Raw genomic sequence first — 21009 nt, 5'->3', positions numbered from 1 at the left:
CACAAAAATGACAAAATAGTAATTTTTCCTGCAAATCCATATTTCAGGAAGAAAAAGGACTAAGGACCTACATTTACCCATAATTTGGAGTGTTATTACGCGAAAAAAGCCCTATGCAAACATGTTTCAGCTTTGAGATAATGAGGGACATAGAACGGTAGCTATCCTGCTTTTGGCAGAGGCATATCTATTTGGTTACAAAATTGTAATTTTTTAAGGAGGAACTACATGATTAACATCAATAAAAGCCTGCTCGGCTGTCTAGCGATTACCGCAGCGGTGTCGGCAGCCGTCATTCTTCCATCCCCCTCGCACGCAGCAGCCTCCAAAGCTGTCGTACAATCGGCTTCGGCTTCGCAAACGGGCGTCATTCAAGCATCGGTAAGATTAAGAGACAAGCCTTCCTTGAGCAGCAATGTACTCGGCTATGTGAAAGCCGGCGAGCAGGTGAAAATTCTGGAGAAGAGCACCTCTTATTTTTATAAAATCAAAACCTCGGCCGGCAAAACCGGATACATCAGCACGGCCGATAAATATATCCGCGTTGGACAAGCATCCTCGGGTTCGTCGTCCTCGAATTCGTCGAATAACGGCTCTTCGTCGGCGTCCAAACCAGCGCAATCGGCTTCGGCAGCCATTGAGAAAGTGATCAAGACAGGTATGAAATATTTGGGCACACCGTATGAATTCGGATCCAACCGCAATACGACAACGACCTTCGACTGCTCCGATTTCATTCGCCAAATCTTCAAAGAAGGCGCAAGCCTTGTGCTTCCTGCCGATTCCCGCCAGCAGGGCTCGTGGATTCAGTCGAACAGCAGCCCGGTCTATAGCGTGGACAAGCTAAAGCGCGGCGATCTCGTCTTTTTCATGAGCTATAAAGGTTCAAGCAGCTCTGCTTACCAAGGAATCGACAAGTCGAAACAGCGTATTACCCACGTGGCTTTGTATTTGGGAGACGGCAAGCTCCTGCATACGTATTCCCAGAAAGCCGGAGGCGTCGTCGTGACCGACTTTACGAATTCCTGGAAGTACCGCTTCATGTATGGAGGCAGCGTCCTGAAATAGAACAGCATAAAAAAGCAGGAACAAAGGACCGGAGGGAGCTCCGGTCCTTTTTCGTCCGTGCGCTTGCCGGGCGTTATTGAGGCTGATGGCGAAGCTTCGGCCCACTTGCATAATTTTATATACTGACCCTATAATTGAAATCTGGTATGATATCGCTTACACTCACCCAGGTCAGTCAGCAGTCAGCTTAAGGGAGCGAGAACGATGGGAAGCCTGAAAAAAACATGGAGCCGATTCAATTCGATCCGAAATAAAATATTTTTCTCCATTTTGGTATTTTTGATTATCCCCTTTCTTTTGACCTTCTATTTTATGGACAAGCCTCTGGAAAAGGTGATCGAGCAAAAGATCGGCCGTTCCGCGCAGGATGCGCTGTACCTGGTGAATTTCAACGTTCAATTGTTTCTGGAAGAGATGCTGCAATCCTCCGTCAATATTACGATCAATCCAAGCATTACGAAGCTGCTCAAGGACCCGGATGCCTACAGCAAGTACGAGAAGCTCCGGTTGAACGATACCGTGCTGAACCGGCTGTTCAGCTCCTATTTTTCCAACTCGTACGTTACGCTGTTCGACCGGGAAGGCAACTGGATCAGCACGAGCTACATGTTCGATCCGCTTCTCCACGGTTATCTGGATTCGAAATGGTACCAGGATATGATGGACAAGCCTTATCAACTCAAGTGGATGTTCAACAATAAAGAGCTAATGTACGCCGACCGGAAGCCGATCATCACGCTGGTGAAGACGATTACGGAGCTGCAGACCAACAAAAATACGGGCATGATCGTGTTCAGCGTGCGTGAGGAGGATATCCGCAAATACCTGACCGGCCTTGAAGGAAACACCTACCTGGTAGACGCCGGTGGAACGATCGTCTCCAGTCCCGACAAGAACGAGATCGGGCAGAGCCTGCTGAACGAGACTTATATGCCGAAGGTATGGAAGTCCGACCGAGGGCAGCAAATCATCGAGAAAAAAGGACAGAAGTGGATCGTCAACTACGATACGGTACGCATCAACGGCTGGAAGATCATTCAGATCGTGCCTTACGACACGGTATTTAAAGAGATTTTCGATATCCGCAAAGCGAACATATTGATCTTCTTTGCGATTTTTATCGTCTTTTCCGTTATCACGATTTCAATCGCGTACGGCATTTCCAAGCCTTTGAAGCTGCTTCGGAAAAAAATGAGGGAGCTGGAGGACAAGGAGTTCTATTCCAACATTGCCGTGACCGGTCCGCAGGAAATTGCCTCCTTGATTGAGACCTACAATAAAATGGTCAGAAAAATACGCGGACTGCTGGGACGGGTCAAGGAAGAATACGAGCAGAAGGAAGACATGCGCTTTCGCGCGCTCCAGGCCCAAATCAATCCCCATTTTCTGCTGAATACGCTAAACAATATCAAATGGATGGCGTATATACGGAACGACAAGGATGTGGGAGACATGCTCTCGAACCTGGGCGGCATCCTGGAAGGAAGCATCGGCAGGGGAGGAAGCCTGATCATGCTGCGGCAGGAGCTCGATTATATCGAGAATTATATGGCTTTGATGAAAATGAGCCATCCTGATACAATATCCCTTAATATCGACGTCCCGGACGACCTGATGGATCAGGAGGTCATCAATATCATGCTGCAGCCGATTATTGAGAACTGCCTGGTCCACGGATTGCAGAACATGACGGGTATGGGCTTGATCACGATCCAGGCATGGCATGACGAGGACGATTTCGTGCTCCGGGTCGCGGATAACGGCACCGGAATTCGGCCGGAGAAGCTGGAGGAGATCCGCGGCAGGCTCGGAGCCGGCTCGATGGATCCTCTGCCGGAGCGGATCGGCGTCCAAAATGTTCATGACCGGATCAGGCTCCAATACGGAGATGCCTATGGCCTGAGTTTAGATAGCGAACCGGACGAAGGAACGACCGTAGAGTACAGGCTTCCAATAAGAAAAGTTCAGAAGGGGATTGGCGATGACACTAAAAGTGATGCTGGTTGATGATGAACTGCTGGTACGTTTAGGAATCAAATCGTTGATCGATTGGGATAAGCATGAATTCGAATTTATCGGGGACGCTCCGGACGGGGAAAAGGCGCTGGAGCTGATGGAGCAGAACGTTCCCGACATTCTGCTCACGGATATCGTGATGCCGCGGATGAACGGATTGCAGCTGATCGAACAGGTGAGGGCCAAATACCCGAGCATGCTGATCATCGTGCTGAGCAGCCATAACGAGTTCGATTACGTACGCAGCGCGATGAAGCTCGGCGTCGAGGACTACATGCTGAAAACATCTATGAAGCCGGATGAGCTGCTGAACATCTTGGTGGAATCCGCGGGCAAAATCGGGCGCGGCAGCAAGACGGTACAGCCGGAAGAAGTTCAGGGCGCCGAGAGTCGGGATACGCGCTCGGATGCAGTAACGGAATGTGTCCGCAGCTTTCTGGCAGGGAACCCGGCGGATGCCGCCGTGCCTGCGGGTCTGCAGTTGCGGCCGCACGGCATGTTGTTGATGCTGCACGTGCTTCATACGCGCGACGGCGGTCCGGAAACTTCCGCCATGAAGCTGCTGGGGCATCTGGTCCAAACCGAGCTGGAAGCGCTGCTGGACAGCCATCCCCTTGCACTCGACAACCGCAACATCGCTGCGCTGCTGGCGGTGCCTGAAGAACAGCTGCCGGATTTGGGAAGGCAGATTAGCGGGTTGGTGAGCTCCGCGCAGATGCTGCTCGGGGTTACCCTTCGGGCCGAAACGGAGGGACCGCTTACGGCATGGGAGGAGCTTCCCGCCGCTTACAGCAAAGCAAAGTCCGCCATTATGGAGCAGGGAATGCAGCTGACATCCCGGGAAGATATCAATTCGCTGCTGACTTACCTCAAGGACAATCTGACCAGGGATATTTCGCTGAAGGAAGCAGCCGAACGGATCAATATCAGCGAAACCTACCTGAGCACGATTTTCAAGAAAGAGACGGGCATGGGCTTTACCGACTGGATCAACACGATGCGCATCGATCAGGCGACGAGCCTGCTGATGGAAACGAGCCTGCCGAGCTACCTGATTGCCGAGCAGGTGGGCTATGAAAACATCAATTATTTCGGGCGCATCTTCAAAAAGATGAAAGGCGTGAGCCCGCAAAAATACCGCTCCCAGTTCCAGAAAACGAAAGCATAGCGTACTTATCCGACCCTCCTGCATCCGCAGGAGGATTTGTTTTTTATCACCTATCCAAAAATAGTGAACATTCCATCCTAAAAAAGTGAATGCGCGCGTCACTTTCATGTAAGCGTTTTAAAAATCTTGAATATAAAGCTGATAATTTTGTTCCTGTTGGATCGTTTTCTTCGCAGCTATACTTTTCCTATAAGCCTTTCACACAGAGGCAAGTCCTGAAAGGCTCTTGAATACAGCCGTAAGGAGGAATTCCACAGCATGATCATCGGATCTTTGAAGCATTGGGCAGCGCAGCGGGAGTGTGTACATCCGGTGCTGCGCAAGGCGGTAGATTTTCTGCAAGACACAGATTTTGGGCTTCTCGAAGAAGGGAAATATTCCATTTGGGGACAAGATATGTTTGCCATCATTTCGAGGATCCAAACCAAACCGGCTTCGATGCAGTCCGCAGAGAAACATGAATGCTTTCTCGATATTCACTACGTGATTGAGGGAGAGGAGCTGATCGGCTGGCAGCTGCAGAATGAACAGACGGCACCGTCTGAGAGCAATCCGGAAGAGGATTATTCCTTGTACACGGAGCTTGAACAGGAGTCCATGATCCGGCTTACGCAGGGAATGTACACGGTTCTGCTCCCTGAGGATATTCACCGGCCGGGCTTGACCGAGACGGAGCCATCCGAAGTGAGAAAGGTCGTCATCAAGATCAATCGGAACCTGTTTTAACATCTTTTACACACAACAAGATTTAAAGGGGGCATTATTCGATGTTTAAAAAACGTGTGTTTTCGGCTACTACCGCGCTTGTTCTCCTGATGTCGCTTCTGGCAGGATGCTCTGGCGGAAGTCAAAAGGATGCGGACGTAAGCAGCGGCGGGGATACAGCATCCGGCAAAAAAGATAAGGTGGAGCTGAACCTGTGGCTGACTCCGCAGTGGAAGGGCGTTATGGATGCTTCGGAGCAAAATGCGGATTATGACAGCTTTTTCAAATATGCCGCGGATAAATTTTCGAAGCAGTACGACAAGCATGACGTGAAAGTGAACGTGCAGGTGATCGCGGGCGATCAGCGCGACGAAATGCTGAACGTGAATCTGAATGGCGGCACGCCTCCGGATATTTTCTTTGAAAGCGTATTCGCCATGGGCGATTACGTGCATCGTGGAGCGCTGGAGCCGCTTGATGATATCGTCGACGACGCAGCGAAGAAAGATATTGACCAGAAGTACTGGGACAACGTAACCTTCGGCGACAAAGTGTATTTCTATCCGTTCGCCCATAACCCGGGCACGCTGGCTTACAATGCCGATATGTTCAAGGCTGCCGGCCTCGAAAGCTACGTAGGCGACGAGAATGCGATCAAGACGTGGACGATGGACGATTACGACAAGATCCTGAAGACTCTGAAAGAAAAGCTTCCGAAAGGCTCTTACCCAATGGGGCTGTACGCGCTGAATAATCAGGGCGATACCTGGAACCTGGCTTATCTTCGGATGTTCGGCAACAAATTCTTTGATGATCAAGGCAACATTACCGTGGACGACGCGAACGGCGTCAAAGCGGCTGAATGGCTGAAGAAAATCTACAGCGAAGGCTACACGAACCCGGGTGCCGAATCCGTATCTTCGAACGATGCCAACGCGATGTTCCAAAACCAGCAGCTCGCGATCAGCTTCACGAATCCGGTGCTGTTCAATAACTCGAAAGCAGACATGGAAGCAGGCAAAGCACCGAAATTCGATATCCGTTTGGCCAACATCCCATCCGCAAGCGGATCGCCGCTTTCCTTCACTTATGTGGTCGGCGCATCTGTATTCAAAACGGGCGATGCCGTGAAAACTCAGGTGGCAAAAGATTTCGTGAAATACTTCTCCACCGATCCGGAGCTTGTGAAAGCGTCCAAGAACAGCATTCCGGTAAGAAGTTCAGTAGCAGCCGAGTTCAAAGACAAATATCCTTTGTTCGCCGCTTACGACGCGAATGCATCGAACCTGTTCAACTTCACGGGCAACGTACCGGGCTACAGCGAGCTGAGACAAGTGCTGTATCCGGAGCTGCAAGCGATGTACATCGGCGAGAAGTCGCCTGCCCAAGCGATCAAGGATTACCAGACGAAGGGCAATGCGGTCATTCAGAAAGCCAAGGAAAGCTCGGTTATTTTCAAAAAGTAACATCGGCAGTGATCTAGAGGCAGCATAATCCAGACATATAAACAAGATTCGTTCCCTGCCGCTTACGGCCCGGCCCGCGGCGGCAGTGGAATCGGATTGGAAAGGTAACGGATAACCATGAAACTGAGAAACTATCACTGGAAAGAAAATGTGACCGGCTATCTGTTCATTTTGCCACAATTCTTGATGTTCCTGATTTTTATCGTCTATCCAATCATTGAAGGCATCAGGCTCAGTCTGTACAAGGTACAATTCAATCAGGAAACGTTCGTCGGTTTCGACAACTACGTGACGCTGTTCCATGATCCCGTTTTTTTCAAGTCGATTTACAACACGGTTATTTTTGTCGTATTCATAGTTCTTCTAACAGTCGCTTTCTCGATATTCGTCGCTTCCTCCGTATTTGATAAAAACGCGAAATACGTATCGTTTATCCGGGGGAGCTATTACATCCCTGTCATGGTTTCCATGGTCGTCATGAGTATGGTTTGGGGATTCCTGCTGAATCCGGCCAACGGTCTCATTTCGTATGCGGCAAGGGAAATGGATTTTTCGATCGTCAATTTGCTTGGCAATAAACACACGGTTCTGCCGGTGATCATATTTGTTACATTCGCAACCAACGTCGGTCAGGCGATCATTCTATACATTGCGGCGATGATCGGCGTGCCGAAGGATTTGTTCGAAGCGGCCGAGGTGGACGGGGCGAGCCGGGTTCGGATCATTTTCCAGATCCTGATTCCGCTGGTCAAGCCGACCACGATATACATCACGATCATCAACATCATTGCCGTATTGAAAATCTTCGTCGTCATCCAGCTGCTGACGGGCGGCGGTCCGAACAACGCTTCCGTCACCATGATGTATTATCTCTACAACAACGCGTTCAAGTATAACCAGCTGGGCGTTGCTTCGGCGGTGGGCGTCATCATGTTCCTGATTACGATGTTGCTCTCCATTCCGCAGCTCAGAGCAATGTTCAAGGAGAAGTGAGGGATAAATCATGCTTCAAACGAAAGAGAAGAAAAAGCGAGAGAAGTACGATATTGTCTCGAATATCATCATTATCGTCTTCGCCGTGTTGAATTTGTTTCCGCTCTACTGGCTGTTTACAAGCTCGCTCAAAAACAGCTCCGATGTCATCAAAATGCCGCCGGACTGGTGGCCGAGAACATTCACGTTCAGCAATTATACCGATGTTTTCAATAATCAGCCTGCCTTGCGCTGGACGTTCAACAGCTTGTATGTGGCCGGAGTCAGCACCATTCTGGTCGTTATTGCCAGCTCGATGGCTGCATATGCATTTTCCAAGCTGAATTTCTTCGGGAAAAACGTGCTGTTCGTCGTCTTTATCTCAAGCCTGATGGTCCCTAAAGAAGTCATGATCGTTCCTTTGTTCCGGATTACGCAGGACCTTGGCATGGTGAACTCGCTTTGGGGCATGATTTGGCCCAACGTCGCCACGGCCTTCGGCGTGTTCCTGCTCAAAGGCTTCTTCGACAGCGTGCCCGATGCGCTCCGGGAAGCGGCCCGTATCGACGGTGCCGGCGAAACGAGGACATTCCTGCAAATCCTGCTGCCGATCGTCAAACCGGGCATCGGCGCCCTGTTTATTTTGAACTTCGTTCAAGTATGGAACGATTATCTGTGGCAGCTCGTCATCGGGCAGGACAAAAACGTGAAAACGCTGATGGTCGGCATTGCCACGCTGATGCAGGATTTGAATCCGAACTTTGCATACAAAATGGCGGGTGCAACCGTAGCGGCTGTGCCGATGCTGTTGATCTTCCTTTTGTTCCAAAGATACTTTACAAGAGGGATTGCCGGCGGTGCCGTGAAGGAATAAGGACACAAGCGGGGTTAAAAGAATGGAGCATATCATAGGCATTGATGTGGGCGGTACGGAGATCAAGGCAGCCGTATTCGGCCCGGATGCGCAAATCGTTTTTCATCAGAAGGTTCCCACGCCTGCAGGGGAAGCCAACATTCGAATTCCAGAGGCCGTTTTCGGCATCATGAGAGCTCTAATTGAAGCTTATGGAAACAGCATTACAGGCGTTGGCATCAGTACGGCGGGGGTCGTGGATACGGAGAGCGGCGAGATTCTGTTTGCCGGCGGCACGATTCCTTCATATAAGGGTACGAACCTGAAAAAGATGATCGAAGAACGTTACGGGATTCCCGTTTCGATCGCGAATGACGTTAACGCCGCAGCCCGCGGAGAATGGTGGAAGGGAGCTGCCCAGGGCAGCGATCACTTCTTCTGCATGACGCTCGGCACGGGCATTGGCGGGTGCATGTTCAGCCGTGGCGAGACGGTGCTTGGTGCCCATTACCGGGCCGGGGAAATTGGCCACACCTTGTTCGACAAGGCTAGCGGCACGACGTATGAGCAGCGGGCTTCCATGTCGGCTTTAATGGCACGGGCCCCCAGGGAAATTGAAGGCTTTCACGGAGACGGCTTCGAGCTGTTCGGGCGTGCCCGTCAGGGCGAACCGGCATACTTGCGGCTGATTGACAGCTGGACAGAGGAGATCGCGAGAGGCATCGCGGAAATGATCCTGTATGCGGACCCGTCCATCATCGTCATCGGCGGGGGAGTCTCGGAGCAGAAGGGATTTTTGCTGGACAAGATCAACGCCCATGTGACGGACTACTTACCGGAGGGATTCTCCAAGACCGTACTTGTGACTGCGGAACTAGGCAATAAAGCCGCATTGTACGGTGCGGTGTATCCTTACTATAAATAAGACAGAGATGGAGATGCGTCAAACCATGAATTCAGACATCGTTTCTCAATATAAAGGCATTTATATCGCCATGTATTCGGCTTATGACGAAGCAGGCAACGTGGACCAGGACCGGGTGAAAAAACTGGCTAGATATTATGTAGGCAAAGGTGTCAAAGGACTATATGTCGGAGGCAGCTCCGGTGAAGGTATTTTGCAGAACGCAGAAGAGCGCAAGCAGGTGCTGGAAGCGGTCATGGAAGAAGTGAAAGGCGAGCTGACCATCATCGTGCATGTCGGAGCGAACTCGACACGGGAAGCCGTGGAGCTTTCGAAGCATGCCGAGAAGTGCGGCGCGGATATCATTTCGGCGGTTCCTTCGATCTATTACCGTCTGCCGGAAGCGGCGGTGGAAAACCACTGGCAGCATATGATCGACAGCACGGACCTGCCGTTCATCATCTACAATATTCCCCAGACGACGGGGTTTACGCTGAGCACAAGCCTTTTAGCCAAGCTGGCGAAACAAGACAAGGTCATCGGCGTGAAAATGTCCGGGGAAAGCACCTTTGAGCTGCAGCAGTACAAGGAAACCGGCGGCAATGAGTTCCTCGTGTTCAACGGACCAGATGAGCAGTTTCTTGCGGGCCGCATTATGGGTGCCGACGGCGGGATCGGCGGAACGTACGGCGTGATGCCGGAGCTTTTCGTCAAACTGAACCGTTTGTTCATAGAGAATAACATCGAAGAAGCCCAGGAACTTCAAACGCAAATCAACCGCATCATTAAGAAATTACTGAGCTACCCGTCCATGTATGGAGCTTGCAAATACATCCTGAGTCTCCGCGGTATTGAGACGGGCGCTCCGCGTCTTCCAATGCTTCCGGTCCTGCCGGAGCATCATGCTTCACTGGCTGAGCTGAACCGGGAGATTGAAGAAACGGTTACCCGGCATACGGGTGCGTAAAGGAGGCATGCAGCGATGATCGAACAGATTAAAGGCGGACTTGTGGTTTCTTGCCAGGCGCTTGATTATGAGCCTCTTCACAGCTCGTTTATCATGTCCAAGCTGGCTTTGGCGGCCATGGAAGGCGGCGCTGTTGGCATTCGGGCCAACAGCAAGGAAGATATTATCGCGATCAAGCAGGAGGTATCCTTGCCTGTGATTGGCATTGTGAAGCGCGATTACCAGGATAGCGAAGTGTTCATTACAGCCACGAAAAAGGAGATCGGTGAGCTGCTGGAAAGCGGCTGCGAAATGATCGCGATGGACTGCACGAAGCGCAGCCGTCCGAACGGGGAGACATTGGCTGAGCTGGTCGCCTACTGCCGGGAGCATAACCCGTCAGTGCAACTAATGGCGGATATTTCAACGCTAGACGAGGCCATCCTCGCGCAGGAGCTGGGATTTGACTGCGTGTCCACCACGCTTCACGGATACACGCCGTATACATCAACCACGAAGCTGTATGATAATGATTTTGAATTTTTGAAGTCCGTTTTGCGTGAGGTAGACCTTCCCGTCATTGCGGAGGGCAATGTTATGACGCCCGAAATGTATAACCGGTGCTTGGAACTGGGAGCCGTTTCTGCGGTGGTCGGCGGCGCCATTACAAGACCGAAGGAAATTACGGCCAGATTCGTACAGGCCGCGCAGAAATAAGGTTAACTTTCGAAGTCAGTCAAGTAATTGGAGCTTCCGAGGGGTCGAATCGGACTGGAATAATGATAAAGCCGTTGACACAGAGGATGTGTCGACGGCTTTTTTATCATGCATGCCATGTGGATAACTGTGATCTAAACCGACTGCAGTCTGAGCCTATACGTTCCGTTCCAAAGCCTCCACATATTCTTTCGCTTCCTTTAGGCCCAATGAACGGACTTCCCGAATCTCCTTGATCGCTTTGATCTTTTGTCCGGATTGAAGCAGGAAGAGGAGCCTTTCATCAAGAGCAGAGTCGGCTGTTTCCTGCCCTCCGGAAGGTGTAGGGGAGGTTGCTGCCGGGACGGGAACGGACTGTGAACCCGCCCGGTTCCGCATCCACTCCAAATCGGCTTTGATATTATTCATCTGGCTTTGCAGGCTGATGACTCTGATGAAAAGAAAAAGAGAAATGACAATGGCAATGACCGCTAGAATTTCGCTCGTTTCCAAAATGATCATACCCTCTCATATGTGGATCTTTAACTATATAAAACAAACTAAAGAATGGGAAAGCACTTCGCCAATAACCCCGATGACGAGTCACCTAATCATAGCATAGTCATGCTGGATCAGGTCTTTTTCAAGCAACCGTCTTCCTGGCAGGGCATGTAGATCGATGTTTTTCTTATGGAGGTTCTATGCTATTTCTCCGTCGTCCTGATCTGGATCAATTCCATAAAATGCTGCGCGGCTGCGGACAAATGATGGCCCTTGAGCGATATTAGCCCCATAGATCCCGATAAATGGTCATCCGTGATTGGAAAAGCGCGGATGCCTCTGCCCGGTAGTTGCGCGATGACCGTTTCAGGCACAATGGCCGAGCCGAAACCGGAGGATACCAATTGCAGCAGCAGAGGGATGTCGGAGCATTCGGCAATGATGTTCGGTTTGAGATGCTGCGCCGAAAAAGCCATCTGAATGGTATAGTATACCCCTAATCCCTCAGTGCTCGGAAGCATCAGCGGAATTTCTTGCAGATCGGATAAAGCCACAGCAGATCCCAATGCAGGCATCTGCTGCGAAGTAATGAAATAAAACGGCTCTGCCTGCAGATGGAGTACCGAAAAGTCGTCCAGCTCCAAAGGCAGGCGGATGATGGCAAGTTCCAGTACCCGATTTTTGACCAGTTCACACAGGCGGGAGGATTCGTTTTGCTGAATTTTATACGTGACGTGGGGGTATCGTGACCTAAACTGATGGAGCAGTCCCGGCAGCTCGACGGAGGACAAGGTGTTGATCCCGAGATTCAGACTTCCCTTCACGCCATCTCCGACCTCTTTGACCTCGGTAACTGCTTCTTCCATCAGCTGCGTTACTTGCAAAGCATAACGGTATAGTGCTTTTCCCGATTCGGTTAATTCCAGAAGCTTGCCCGTTCTCTCGAGCAACAGGGTCCCGAGCTCTTCTTCCATCGCTTTGAGCTGCTGGCTTAACGGGGGCTGGGACATATGTAGCCGCTGAGCGGCGGCGGAGATTTTCCGTTCTTCCGCTATGGCAATGAAATATCGCAGCTGGCGGATATCCATGGTCTCAATTTCCTCCTTATATATGATAAAACTTATTAAAAGAAACAATATTAATATTATTCATATAGTCATACCCATGTTAGCATATCCATACGGAGTCTCAAAGACTCAGCGTACCAGTATCCGAATTCGAGAGGAGACGAAGATAAGCCATGCAGGAAGCCCATTACTGGTTAACCGATGTCAGACTGGAAACCGGCTATAAATATGAAAACGGGGCCGTAACCGGAACGGAAACCGGCATCTTTCATGTCAGAATCGAAAATGGAAGGATTGCCGAACTCAAATCTGCCTCCGTCATGCTTGAGGATGCGCTGCCCAAATGGAATATGAACGGCGGGCTGCTGCTGCCCTCTTTCCGCGACATGCACATCCATTTGGATAAAACCTATTACGGAGGACCATGGAAGGCTCCGTCAATTCCCTCAAACGGCATTTTCACGAGGCTGGAAGAAGAACGGGAGCTGCTTCCTAGGCAGCTGCCTGTCGCAAGGGAAAGAGCGGGCAAGCTGATTGATTTATTGCTCCAGGCAGGTACGACGCGCATCCGCAGCCACGTCAATATTGACCCCGTCATCGGACTTCGGAATCTGGAGGAAACGCTGAAAGCGGTGGAAGACTATCAAGGGAAAGCTTCGATCGAGATTGTTGCCTTCCCGCAGCATGGATTGCTTCGCAGCCAGTCCGTTTCCCTGGTGAGGGATGCGTTGAGAAACGGCTCTTCATTGGTTGGGGGCGTCGATCCGGCTACGGTCGACGGCGATATCGAGAAATCGCTGCACACGATCATGGAGCTTGCGGTTGAAGCCGATGCGGATATTGATCTGCATATCCATGACGGAGGACAACTCGGCATGTTCACATTTGAACGGTTGGCGGATTTGACGGAAGCAGCCGGTTGGCAGGGCAGAGTCACCTTAAGCCATGCGCTGGCACTTGCCGACTGCACACCGGAAAAGGCAACCGCCATGGCTGAAAGGCTATCCAGCCTGAGCATTGCGATCGCTTCCTCCGTACCGCTGGGCCGGACTATTCCTATTCCGCTGCTGCAATCGCACGGGGTGCAGATATCCCTGGGAGATGACAGTATTATGGATCACTGGTCCCCCTTCGGAAAAGGAGACATGCTGGAAAAGGCGGGCATATTAGCGGAGCGCTTCGGGCTCGCGAATGAACGGGCGCTCGGACAAGCTCTTGGTTATATTACCGGAGGAATCACGCCGCTGAACCATGATGGTGAACAGATGTGGCCACGAATCGGAGACGAAGCAAGCGTGGTTGTGGTGGAAGCGAGCTGTTCCGCGGAAGCCGTTGCCAGAAGATCTAAACGTCAGGCAGTTTTATATAAAGGAAATCTCGTTTCAGGCAATCTGGGGCGTGAGCAATAATTAGAAAGGATGATGCATGATGGAACATCGGTTTTGGCTTGTAAACGCCCGTCTGGAAAGTAGTTACCAGGTTCAACAGAATGTGATCACCGGGACGGAAACGGAAATACGGCATCTGCTTATTGAAGATGGAAACATCACGAAAATCATTCCGGCAGATCAGCCGATTGCTGACCAGCTACCACAAATGGATGCGGGATTCCGTCTCGTGCTGCCTTCTTTTGTGGAGAAGCACTGTCATCTCGATAAAGCGCTGTTAGGCGGACGCTGGAGAGCAGTTACGCCGGCGAAATCTATTTTCGGCAGACTGGATGAGGAACGGGAATTTGATTCCAAGCGTTCCTTATCCATCAGGGAGAGTGCTGAGAATTACCTGGAAGCTTCCTTGAAATCAGGGGCTACACACATCCGCACCCATGTGGATATTTTTCCTGAGGTGGGGTTAACCCATTTGGAAGAGGTACAGGAAGCACTGCGCAAGTACGAAGATAAGCTGTCCTACGAAATCGTGGCTTTTCCGCAGCAGGGACTGCTTCGTTCCGGTTCGGAACAACTCGTGAGAGAAGCCATACGGAAGGGAGCCGGTCTGGTCGGCGGCGTCGATCCGGCAACCGTGGACGGCGATGTGGAGAAATCGCTGCAGACGATGGTGAAGATCGCCTCCGAAGAAAACGCAGGCATCGATCTGCATCTGCATGACCCGGACCGTCTGGGAATATTTACGATCAAGAGGCTCGCCGAATTGACCATAGAAGCGGGGCTTCAGGGCAGAGTGGCCGTCAGCCATGCATTTAGCCTGGGCGATATCCCAGCACAGCAAGCGGCGGAAATGGCAGAGTTGTTGGCTGCCGCTGATATGACTATTATCACGAGCGTTCCTATGGGACGGAAATTTCCGCCTGTACGACTGCTGCATGACCATGGCGTATCCGTTGCGGTGGGCTGTGACAATGTGTTTGATATTTGGTCGCCGTTCGGGAACGGGGATATCATGGAACGGGCAGGACGTCTTGCCGAAATTTCGCATTGGGTGGACGAATTGTCGCTGGGACAAACGCTGGGGTATATTACAGATGGAATTACGCCGCTGGATCAGACAGGTAAACAAGCTTGGCCCAAAGCTGGGGATGAAGCAAGCTTGGTCCTGGTTGAAGCATCCTGCTCCGCCGAAGCGGTTGCAAGAAGAGCGAAGAGAACCGCAACGCTGTATAAAGGAAACGTTGTCGCAGGTTCGCTGAATACGGTGGAAGTATAATTAATCTTGAGCAAATTCCAAAAGGCCGCAAAACACATACCGTGTTTGCGGCCTTTTGATGTTTGAGATCAGTCCTCCAGTTTGGAGAGACTGAGACCGATTTTGTCGAGGAGCTCGATTAGCTGATCTTCTTCCCCCGGACCTAAGTGTTGAACCAGCCTCCGGTTGTTCTCATCCAGAATCGATTGCAGTTTCGGCCTGAATGTCTTCGCTTTCTCGGTCGGATACAGAAGGAGTGAGCGGCGGTCTTCCGGATCCGTGATCCGCTCGACATAACCGGCCTGCTCCAGATGCTTTACGGCTCTTGCCGTGGTGGCTTTATCGAATTTAAGCTCCTGTGTCAGTCGATCCTGGGTGATTCCAGGGCTCCGCAGAACCAGCTTCAGGAAGCTGTGCTGCCCGCCGCTGCCTATGCCATAGGGAGCCAGACGCTTGAAAAGTATTTTTTGGTTGGAACGGTGAATGTATGAAATCAGTTTGCCGATCGGTTCCTTTTTCACGAGGGGCACCTCTTTTGGATAAGTAATAACGGAAACAGGGAGATTAACGATAGATGCATCCATTGTAGTCTAGATCCCTCTATTTCGCTATTTTTGCAGCGTTCTTCAATAAAATATTTTATCCCAATGTTGTTGCGCATGCAACTAATATGAGTTACACTGGTTACGATCAATTAGTTGCGCTTGCAACTAAATAAGGATAATCAGGAGGTTATGATGAGTTCAGCCTTTCAATCATACCAGGAAGACGCCGCCATTCAGAAGAAGCGCTGGCTGATTCTTGTCGTTCTTAATCTATTCACATTCATGTCCACGCTGGATGGAAGTATCGTGAATATTGCCTTGCCCATGTTGTCCAAAACGCTGGGATTGCCGATTGCTCAGATCGAATGGGTGACCACGGCATACCTGATGGCGATTTGCACGGTAATTCTGTTTTTCGGAAAGCTTGGGGATATGGTCGGCAAAATCCGTATTTATAAGCTTGGAACTTATATTTTTATTCTTGGCTCGCTATTATGCGGTTTTAGCGGATCTTTGCCGTTCCTGATCGTTTCGCGTGTCGTTCAGGCTTTGGGAGCATCGATGCTGATGGCCAACAGCCAAGGGATCGTTACCGATATTTTTCCGGCCAAAGAACGGGGGAAAGCGCTGGGGCTGATTGGTACCTTCGTTTCTCTCGGCAGTATAGCCGGACCAAGTCTGGGAGGAGTGATCATTTCCTCTCTGGGCTGGGAATATATTTTCTGGGTGAACGTTCCGATCGGCCTCATCGCCATCTTCATTGGATGGAAGGTGCTGCCTGCGGATCTGGTCAGAGTCAAGTCTAAGATCGATGTCCCGGGCAGTTTATTGTTTGCCGTATTTATTCTCGCTTTATTCGTGGGTCTTCTGCTTGGACAACAGGCCGGATACGGCAACATCTGGATTGTTCTCTCGCTGATTCTGGCAGCGGCGGTGCTGATCGTATTTTTGCGGGTGGAGCTTGTTCGCCGGGAGCCTCTGCTGGAGCTGTCGCTGTTCAAGAATCCGCTGTTTTCGGTCAGTATCCTGTGCGGATTTCTCGTCTTTTCAGCGAATTTTTGCTTCAATATCATCGCGCCGTTTTACGCCCAAAACATGCTGAATCTGTCTCCGTTTTCGGCAGGTTTCCTGCTGATGCTCTTCCCGATCTGCATGGTCGTTGTTGCTCCGCTCAGCGGTGCTCTTTCCGATAAAATAGGATCGGAACCTCTAACCTTTGCCGGACTGATCGTCATGGTCATCGCGCAGTTTGGTCTGGCTTCGCTTCATGATGGCAGCTTTTTGGCTATCGTAGGTACCTGGATCGCGATGCTGGGCATCGGCAGCGGACTGTTCCAATCACCGAATAATTCTCTGGTAATGTCGCAGGTTCCGCGAACCCAGCTGGGTTCGGCGGGGAGCGTCAATTCTCTGGTCCGCAATGTGGGGATGGTTGTGGGGATCACGATCGCGACAACGACGTTATTCCACGTCATGAGCAGCAAAGCGGGACACCGGGTCACCGGACTTATTCCGGATCGTCCGGACATTTTCCTTAGCGGCATGCATACCGTCTTCAGAGTATCCTCCTCCATTTGCCTGGTTGCAGCACTGCTGACAGGATGGAGAATGTACCATGCGTATACCACGAAACATAAACAAGCTGCTTCGAAGGGCTAAGATGCGCTGCCTTGGACAATTCCGACCGATAAGGTATACAATAAAAGGAATGAAAGCAGCAGAGGGGAGAATGCCGCATGAATTCCATCCAATCGGATCCGTTTGTAAGAAATGAGCGTGAAAGGAACATCGCTTCGAGGTCTGACCGGCTTGCCGCGATGATCGCCAAACGTGCTCCCGTGCATGACCGCGATGGATCGTTTCCTTTTGAGAGCTTTGACGATCTGCGGGAAGCCGGTTACCTGAAGCTGACCGTCCCGGCAGCCTTCGGAGGCGAGGAAGCCTCGCTCTATGAAATGCTGCTTGGGCAGGAACGACTGGCAAAAGGTGACGGCTCGACGGCGCTCGCTGTAGGCTGGCATGTCAGCCAGATGCTGCAGATGCGCATCAAACAGTCGTGGCCGCGGAAGCTGTACGAAGACTTTTGCAGGAGAGTCGCCGAGGAAGGCGCGATGATCAATCAGTTCGCAAGCGAGCCTTCTACAGGTAGCCCAAGCCGCGGCGGCCGGCCTCTGACGGCGGCGGTTAGGGCCGATGGCGGCTATCGGCTGACCGGGCGTAAAACGTTTAGCTCACTGATTCCCGTGCTGGATCAGTTTACGGTCACCGCCTTCGTAGAGGACGAGGACCGGATCGGTACATTCTTCGTGCGCAAAGGTCCCGGCGTAAGCATCGACGAGACCTGGGATACCTTAGGCATGCGGGGAACCGGCAGCCATGATCTGCTGCTGGACGATGTGTTCGTGCCGCATGATGAAAGGATCGATAGCTGCGAAGGTGGGGGAGGTACGGCAGTACCCGGCATGTCCGATCATGGCGGAGCTTTGCTGCACATTCCGGCGTGCTACCTCGGCATTGCCTGGGCGGCGCGCGACTTCGCGGTGAAGTTCGCTGCCGAATACCGGCCAAGCAGCTTACCGGGGCCGATCGCGGAACTGCCGCATATCCAGCAGAAAATCGGTGAGATGGAATCGGAGCTTATAACTGCGCGCACGCTGTTATACAGTGTTGCCGACCGGTGGGATCGGCTTCCCTCGGAGCGCCCATCCATGAAGCCGGAGCTTGGGCTTGCCAAAACGGTGGCGACGAACGCCGCGCTGCGGATCGTCGATCTGGCGATGCGGATCGTCGGTGGATCGAGCCTCTCGCGGAGCCTGCCTCTGGAGCGGATGTACCGCGACGTCCGCGCGGGACTGCATAACCCGCCGATGGAAGACACGGTGACTGCGATGTTGGCCCAGCGCGCGATTCGCGATGCGGGCTCGGGAGATGGATTGGATTCATAAGTTTTTGCATACAAGGAGAGCCGTCGGCATGGAGCCGGCGGCTTTTTCTTGAGGTCAACACTTAGAATGGTAAAAGGGATTTTTTGAGGGTTGTAAACAAGGAAACGGGTAGTACTTGTGTGGTCTTTTCTTTTTTAGATGTGCTGAAAGTGTTTGATAAATCCAAATCGAGATATTCTTGAGTAAGGAAGCAGATGCATTAAGCACAGCAATACGATATCAGATGAGCAAATCCCATTCATAAAGTATATCGCGAGCAATCAGCTGTCTACGATTCATTGAGCCATTCCGTTCGGACAGGCAGAAGTGGATATTATGCTGGAACGGGCTGCGAACGTGCTGGAATGGTATGATTCTTTTCGTACAGATGTGCCAAGTTGGTATGTTTCCAAGTCCCCTTAACAAGAGGTCTAGAAATCCATGAAAATTTTACTTACTTTTATAAAGTGAGTGTGATAAAATAACCTGTGTACCGATCATTTTGGAATATTATACATAGGAAGAAGAGATACCATGAGCGAGTTTAAGGAGCTTGTCCAAACGAGAAGATCAGCGAACAAGTTTATGATAGATGTACCCATCAGCGAGCAGGAGCTTCAAGAGATGTTCAATCTTGTGAAATTCGCCCCGTCCGCATTTAATTTGCAGCACACCCACTATTTGGCGGTGACGGATAAAGAACTCAAGGATAAAGTATACGAGGCAGCATTCAAGCAGTACAAAGTGTTGACGAGCTCTGCCGCCATCGTGGTACTTGGGGATCTCGAAGCTTATCACAATGTCGGACCGATCAATGAAGGACTGCTCAACCTGGGCGTCATTGATCAGCGGGAATTTGATGAAACCGTCAGCAGCGTCATCGGCATGTATGAGGATGGCGGTGACCGGTTCAAGAGAGATGAAGCCATCCGTAACGCCAGCCTGTCCGCCATGCTGTTCATGTTGATCGCCAAGGACAAAGGCTGGGATACCTGTCCGATGATCGGTTTTGATCCGGAACAATTGCGGCGGGAGTTGAACATCCCAGATCGATATGTTCCCGCCATGCTGATCACCCTTGGGAAAGAAGACACAGGCAAGAAGAGACCGCGCGGCTATCGGAAGCCAGTGGGAGAGTTTGTGACTTTTAACAGCTTCTAAGCTTGATGGTTTCGCCAAAACAGCTTGAGCGGATAAAATAAAAGAGCGCCCGTTGCGGGCGCTTTTTTGCATTTCTATATGAATCGCATAATCGGAGACCGATTCTGATCAGGTTTAGAAAAACATGCGTTCGACAAGCCAAAAGGCTCCCATAGCTGTAATGGCAAAGGACCCGTACATCACCGCCGGCCTGAAGAAGTTTTTCTTTTGAATAAACATCAGTACAGGCAGCAGAATCAGGACGATACATAGCTGTATGCATTCAATCCCGACATTGAAGCTGATCAGATCCACGACCAAGTGGCTCTTAGGCAGTCCCATTTCCCTCAGTATATCCGAGAATCCAATCCCGTGAATCAGCCCGAATAAAAATGTGATGACCGCGCGGTAACGAATTTCTTTTCGGAAAATGTTCTCCAGAGCAACATAGCAAATGCTGAGGGCGATAACGGATTCCACAATCCGTGACGGCAGGGAAATCCAGCCTAACACCGCAAGCGTCAATGTAATGCTGTGGGCCAAAGTAAAGGCCGTAATAATCGAAGCGTATTGTTTGAAGCTTTGTTTTCTGAGAAGAAGGGCAAATAAAAATAGCAGATGATCATAACCCGTCAGAATATGGTTCATCCCCAGCTTGAAGAAGGAAAACCAGCCCGAGGATGCATTGCCCGTTGTCTGATGTGTTACGGAAGGTTGGCTTGGCGGTGCCTGATCCGGAGGAACAGTTGCAGTATTCGGAAGCTGCTGCTCTTGCTGCTGCTCGGTGAGCAGCATGGACCAAGTCCGGTCATTACCTTGCAGCACCGTTTCGCTGACCTGATCCCCGTTATGGGAGGTAATCAAATTCACATAAGCTGAATCTGACGGGCCGGAATACAGGCCGTCATTTATGCTGATGGTTTGTCCGGTCTCAAAGGCAGGATAGACAAAATGCCATGTGACGACTTCCTTGTCCCCTTTTTTGCCTAACTCGAGAGACAACAGTTCTCCGGATTGCTCCCGGTCATTCATCTCCAGCACGACACTATCGCTGATCCACTCTTCAAGCTTGTGCTGGTTGGTTGTTAGCTCATCAGGTTCAATGATCCCGTTTTTATTTGTATCGACGTCCATATTTTCCAATACGGAAATCACATCGAGCGAAAAAGCGAAATCGGTCTTGTCCTTTTCAAAGACAACGTTGGTATAGCTGGCACTGAGCGCGTGGGCTGAGGCCTTGTACCCGGGAAAATTCAGACAAAGCAAAAAAATGGCCAAGCAGGTCAAAACTTTCGAAGCATGAAAATAAGCGCGGTGAATGAACAACGGAGTTCCTCCTTGATGTTGTATAACTGTAGTTCGAGTTTATGTATCTGAACATGATATGACTCTTTT

19 protein-coding genes are annotated in these 21009 nt (G+C 50.9%); 15 read left to right on the top strand and 4 right to left on the bottom strand.

Annotated elements, in window-relative coordinates:
- Positions 1-228 precede the first annotated feature (228 nt).
- The 10 genes from GRF59_RS09620 (at position 229) to GRF59_RS09575 (ending at position 10815) form a co-directional block, all read left to right on the top strand.
- Entirely contained in the window at positions 229-1068 is an 840-nt protein-coding gene (locus tag GRF59_RS09620) for a C40 family peptidase (RefSeq protein ID WP_160497355.1), read from the top strand.
- Between the two features lie 204 nt (positions 1069-1272).
- On the top strand, positions 1273-3075 hold the full coding sequence (locus GRF59_RS09615) for a sensor histidine kinase (protein WP_160497354.1): 1803 nt from the start codon (positions 1273-1275) through the stop codon (positions 3073-3075).
- Positions 3050-4252: a response regulator transcription factor gene (locus GRF59_RS09610; protein WP_160497353.1), complete on the top strand. Its 1203-nt coding sequence runs from the start codon at positions 3050-3052 to the stop codon at positions 4250-4252. The genes GRF59_RS09615 and GRF59_RS09610 overlap by 26 nt, the downstream gene beginning before the upstream one ends.
- A 258-nt stretch (positions 4253-4510) precedes the next feature.
- Positions 4511-4978: a NanQ anomerase/TabA/YiaL family protein gene (locus tag GRF59_RS09605; RefSeq protein WP_160497351.1), complete on the top strand. Its 468-nt coding sequence runs from the start codon at positions 4511-4513 to the stop codon at positions 4976-4978.
- Positions 4979-5019: 41 nt separating this feature from the next.
- Positions 5020-6423 carry an ABC transporter substrate-binding protein gene (locus GRF59_RS09600; protein ID WP_160497350.1) on the top strand — a complete coding sequence of 468 codons (1404 nt, stop codon included), beginning with the start codon at positions 5020-5022 and terminating at the stop codon, positions 6421-6423.
- A 117-nt stretch (positions 6424-6540) separates the two neighbouring features.
- Positions 6541-7416, top strand: a complete 876-nt coding sequence (locus GRF59_RS09595) for a carbohydrate ABC transporter permease (protein WP_160497349.1) — start codon at positions 6541-6543, stop codon at positions 7414-7416.
- 10 nt (positions 7417-7426) lie between these two features.
- A complete protein-coding gene (locus tag GRF59_RS09590) occupies positions 7427-8269 on the top strand; it encodes a carbohydrate ABC transporter permease (protein WP_160497348.1) in 843 nt (280 codons plus the stop codon).
- A 22-nt stretch (positions 8270-8291) separates the two neighbouring features.
- A complete protein-coding gene (locus tag GRF59_RS09585; protein WP_160497347.1) occupies positions 8292-9173 on the top strand; it encodes an ROK family protein in 882 nt (293 codons plus the stop codon).
- Between the two features lie 25 nt (positions 9174-9198).
- Positions 9199-10119: a dihydrodipicolinate synthase family protein gene (locus tag GRF59_RS09580; RefSeq protein ID WP_160497346.1), complete on the top strand. Its 921-nt coding sequence runs from the start codon at positions 9199-9201 to the stop codon at positions 10117-10119.
- Between the two features lie 15 nt (positions 10120-10134).
- Entirely contained in the window at positions 10135-10815 is a 681-nt protein-coding gene (locus GRF59_RS09575) for an N-acetylmannosamine-6-phosphate 2-epimerase (protein WP_160497345.1), read from the top strand.
- Between the two features lie 156 nt (positions 10816-10971).
- On the opposite strand, the gene GRF59_RS09570 is transcribed toward GRF59_RS09575, so the two are convergent.
- Together GRF59_RS09570 and GRF59_RS09565 are read right to left on the bottom strand one after the other, a co-directional pair.
- Positions 10972-11307 carry a ribosomal protein L7/L12 gene (locus GRF59_RS09570; RefSeq protein ID WP_160497344.1) on the bottom strand — a complete coding sequence of 112 codons (336 nt, stop codon included), beginning with the start codon at positions 11305-11307 and terminating at the stop codon, positions 10972-10974.
- Positions 11308-11498: 191 nt separating this feature from the next.
- A complete protein-coding gene (locus GRF59_RS09565; RefSeq protein WP_160497343.1) occupies positions 11499-12383 on the bottom strand; it encodes a LysR family transcriptional regulator in 885 nt (294 codons plus the stop codon).
- A gap of 152 nt (positions 12384-12535) precedes the next feature.
- Here GRF59_RS09565 and GRF59_RS09560 point away from each other — a divergent pair, with 152 nt between their 5' ends.
- On the top strand, positions 12536-13771 hold the full coding sequence (locus GRF59_RS09560; protein ID WP_160497342.1) for an amidohydrolase: 1236 nt from the start codon (positions 12536-12538) through the stop codon (positions 13769-13771).
- A 19-nt stretch (positions 13772-13790) separates the two neighbouring features.
- The gene (locus tag GRF59_RS09555) at positions 13791-15026 is read left to right on the top strand and encodes an amidohydrolase (protein WP_160497341.1); all 1236 of its coding nucleotides are present in this window, start codon (positions 13791-13793) and stop codon (positions 15024-15026) included.
- A 68-nt stretch (positions 15027-15094) separates the two neighbouring features.
- On the opposite strand, the gene GRF59_RS09550 is transcribed toward GRF59_RS09555, so the two are convergent.
- A complete protein-coding gene (locus GRF59_RS09550) occupies positions 15095-15526 on the bottom strand; it encodes a MarR family transcriptional regulator (protein WP_160497340.1) in 432 nt (143 codons plus the stop codon).
- A 216-nt stretch (positions 15527-15742) separates the two neighbouring features.
- Here GRF59_RS09550 and GRF59_RS09545 point away from each other — a divergent pair, with 216 nt between their 5' ends.
- From GRF59_RS09545 to GRF59_RS09535, 3 genes are all read left to right on the top strand, one after another.
- Entirely contained in the window at positions 15743-17209 is a 1467-nt protein-coding gene (locus tag GRF59_RS09545) for an MFS transporter (RefSeq protein WP_160497339.1), read from the top strand.
- A 77-nt stretch (positions 17210-17286) separates the two neighbouring features.
- A complete protein-coding gene (locus GRF59_RS09540) occupies positions 17287-18495 on the top strand; it encodes an acyl-CoA dehydrogenase family protein (protein WP_160497338.1) in 1209 nt (402 codons plus the stop codon).
- A 513-nt stretch (positions 18496-19008) separates the two neighbouring features.
- On the top strand, positions 19009-19635 hold the full coding sequence (locus GRF59_RS09535) for a nitroreductase family protein (RefSeq protein ID WP_160497337.1): 627 nt from the start codon (positions 19009-19011) through the stop codon (positions 19633-19635).
- Between the two features lie 114 nt (positions 19636-19749).
- Here the strand turns inward: GRF59_RS09535 and GRF59_RS09530 are convergent, their stop codons facing one another.
- Complete coding sequence (locus GRF59_RS09530) at positions 19750-20940, bottom strand: HupE/UreJ family protein (RefSeq protein ID WP_160497336.1); 1191 nt, start codon at positions 20938-20940, stop codon at positions 19750-19752.
- Positions 20941-21009 lie beyond the last annotated feature (69 nt).

The sequence above is a fragment of the Paenibacillus dendrobii genome (assembly GCF_009807035.1).
In the GTDB taxonomy this organism is placed as follows: Bacteria; Bacillota; Bacilli; order Paenibacillales; family Paenibacillaceae; genus Paenibacillus_AQ; species Paenibacillus_AQ dendrobii.
The sequence above is the reverse complement of the archived record's forward strand: the minus strand, read 5'-3'. Positions and strand labels throughout refer to the sequence as shown.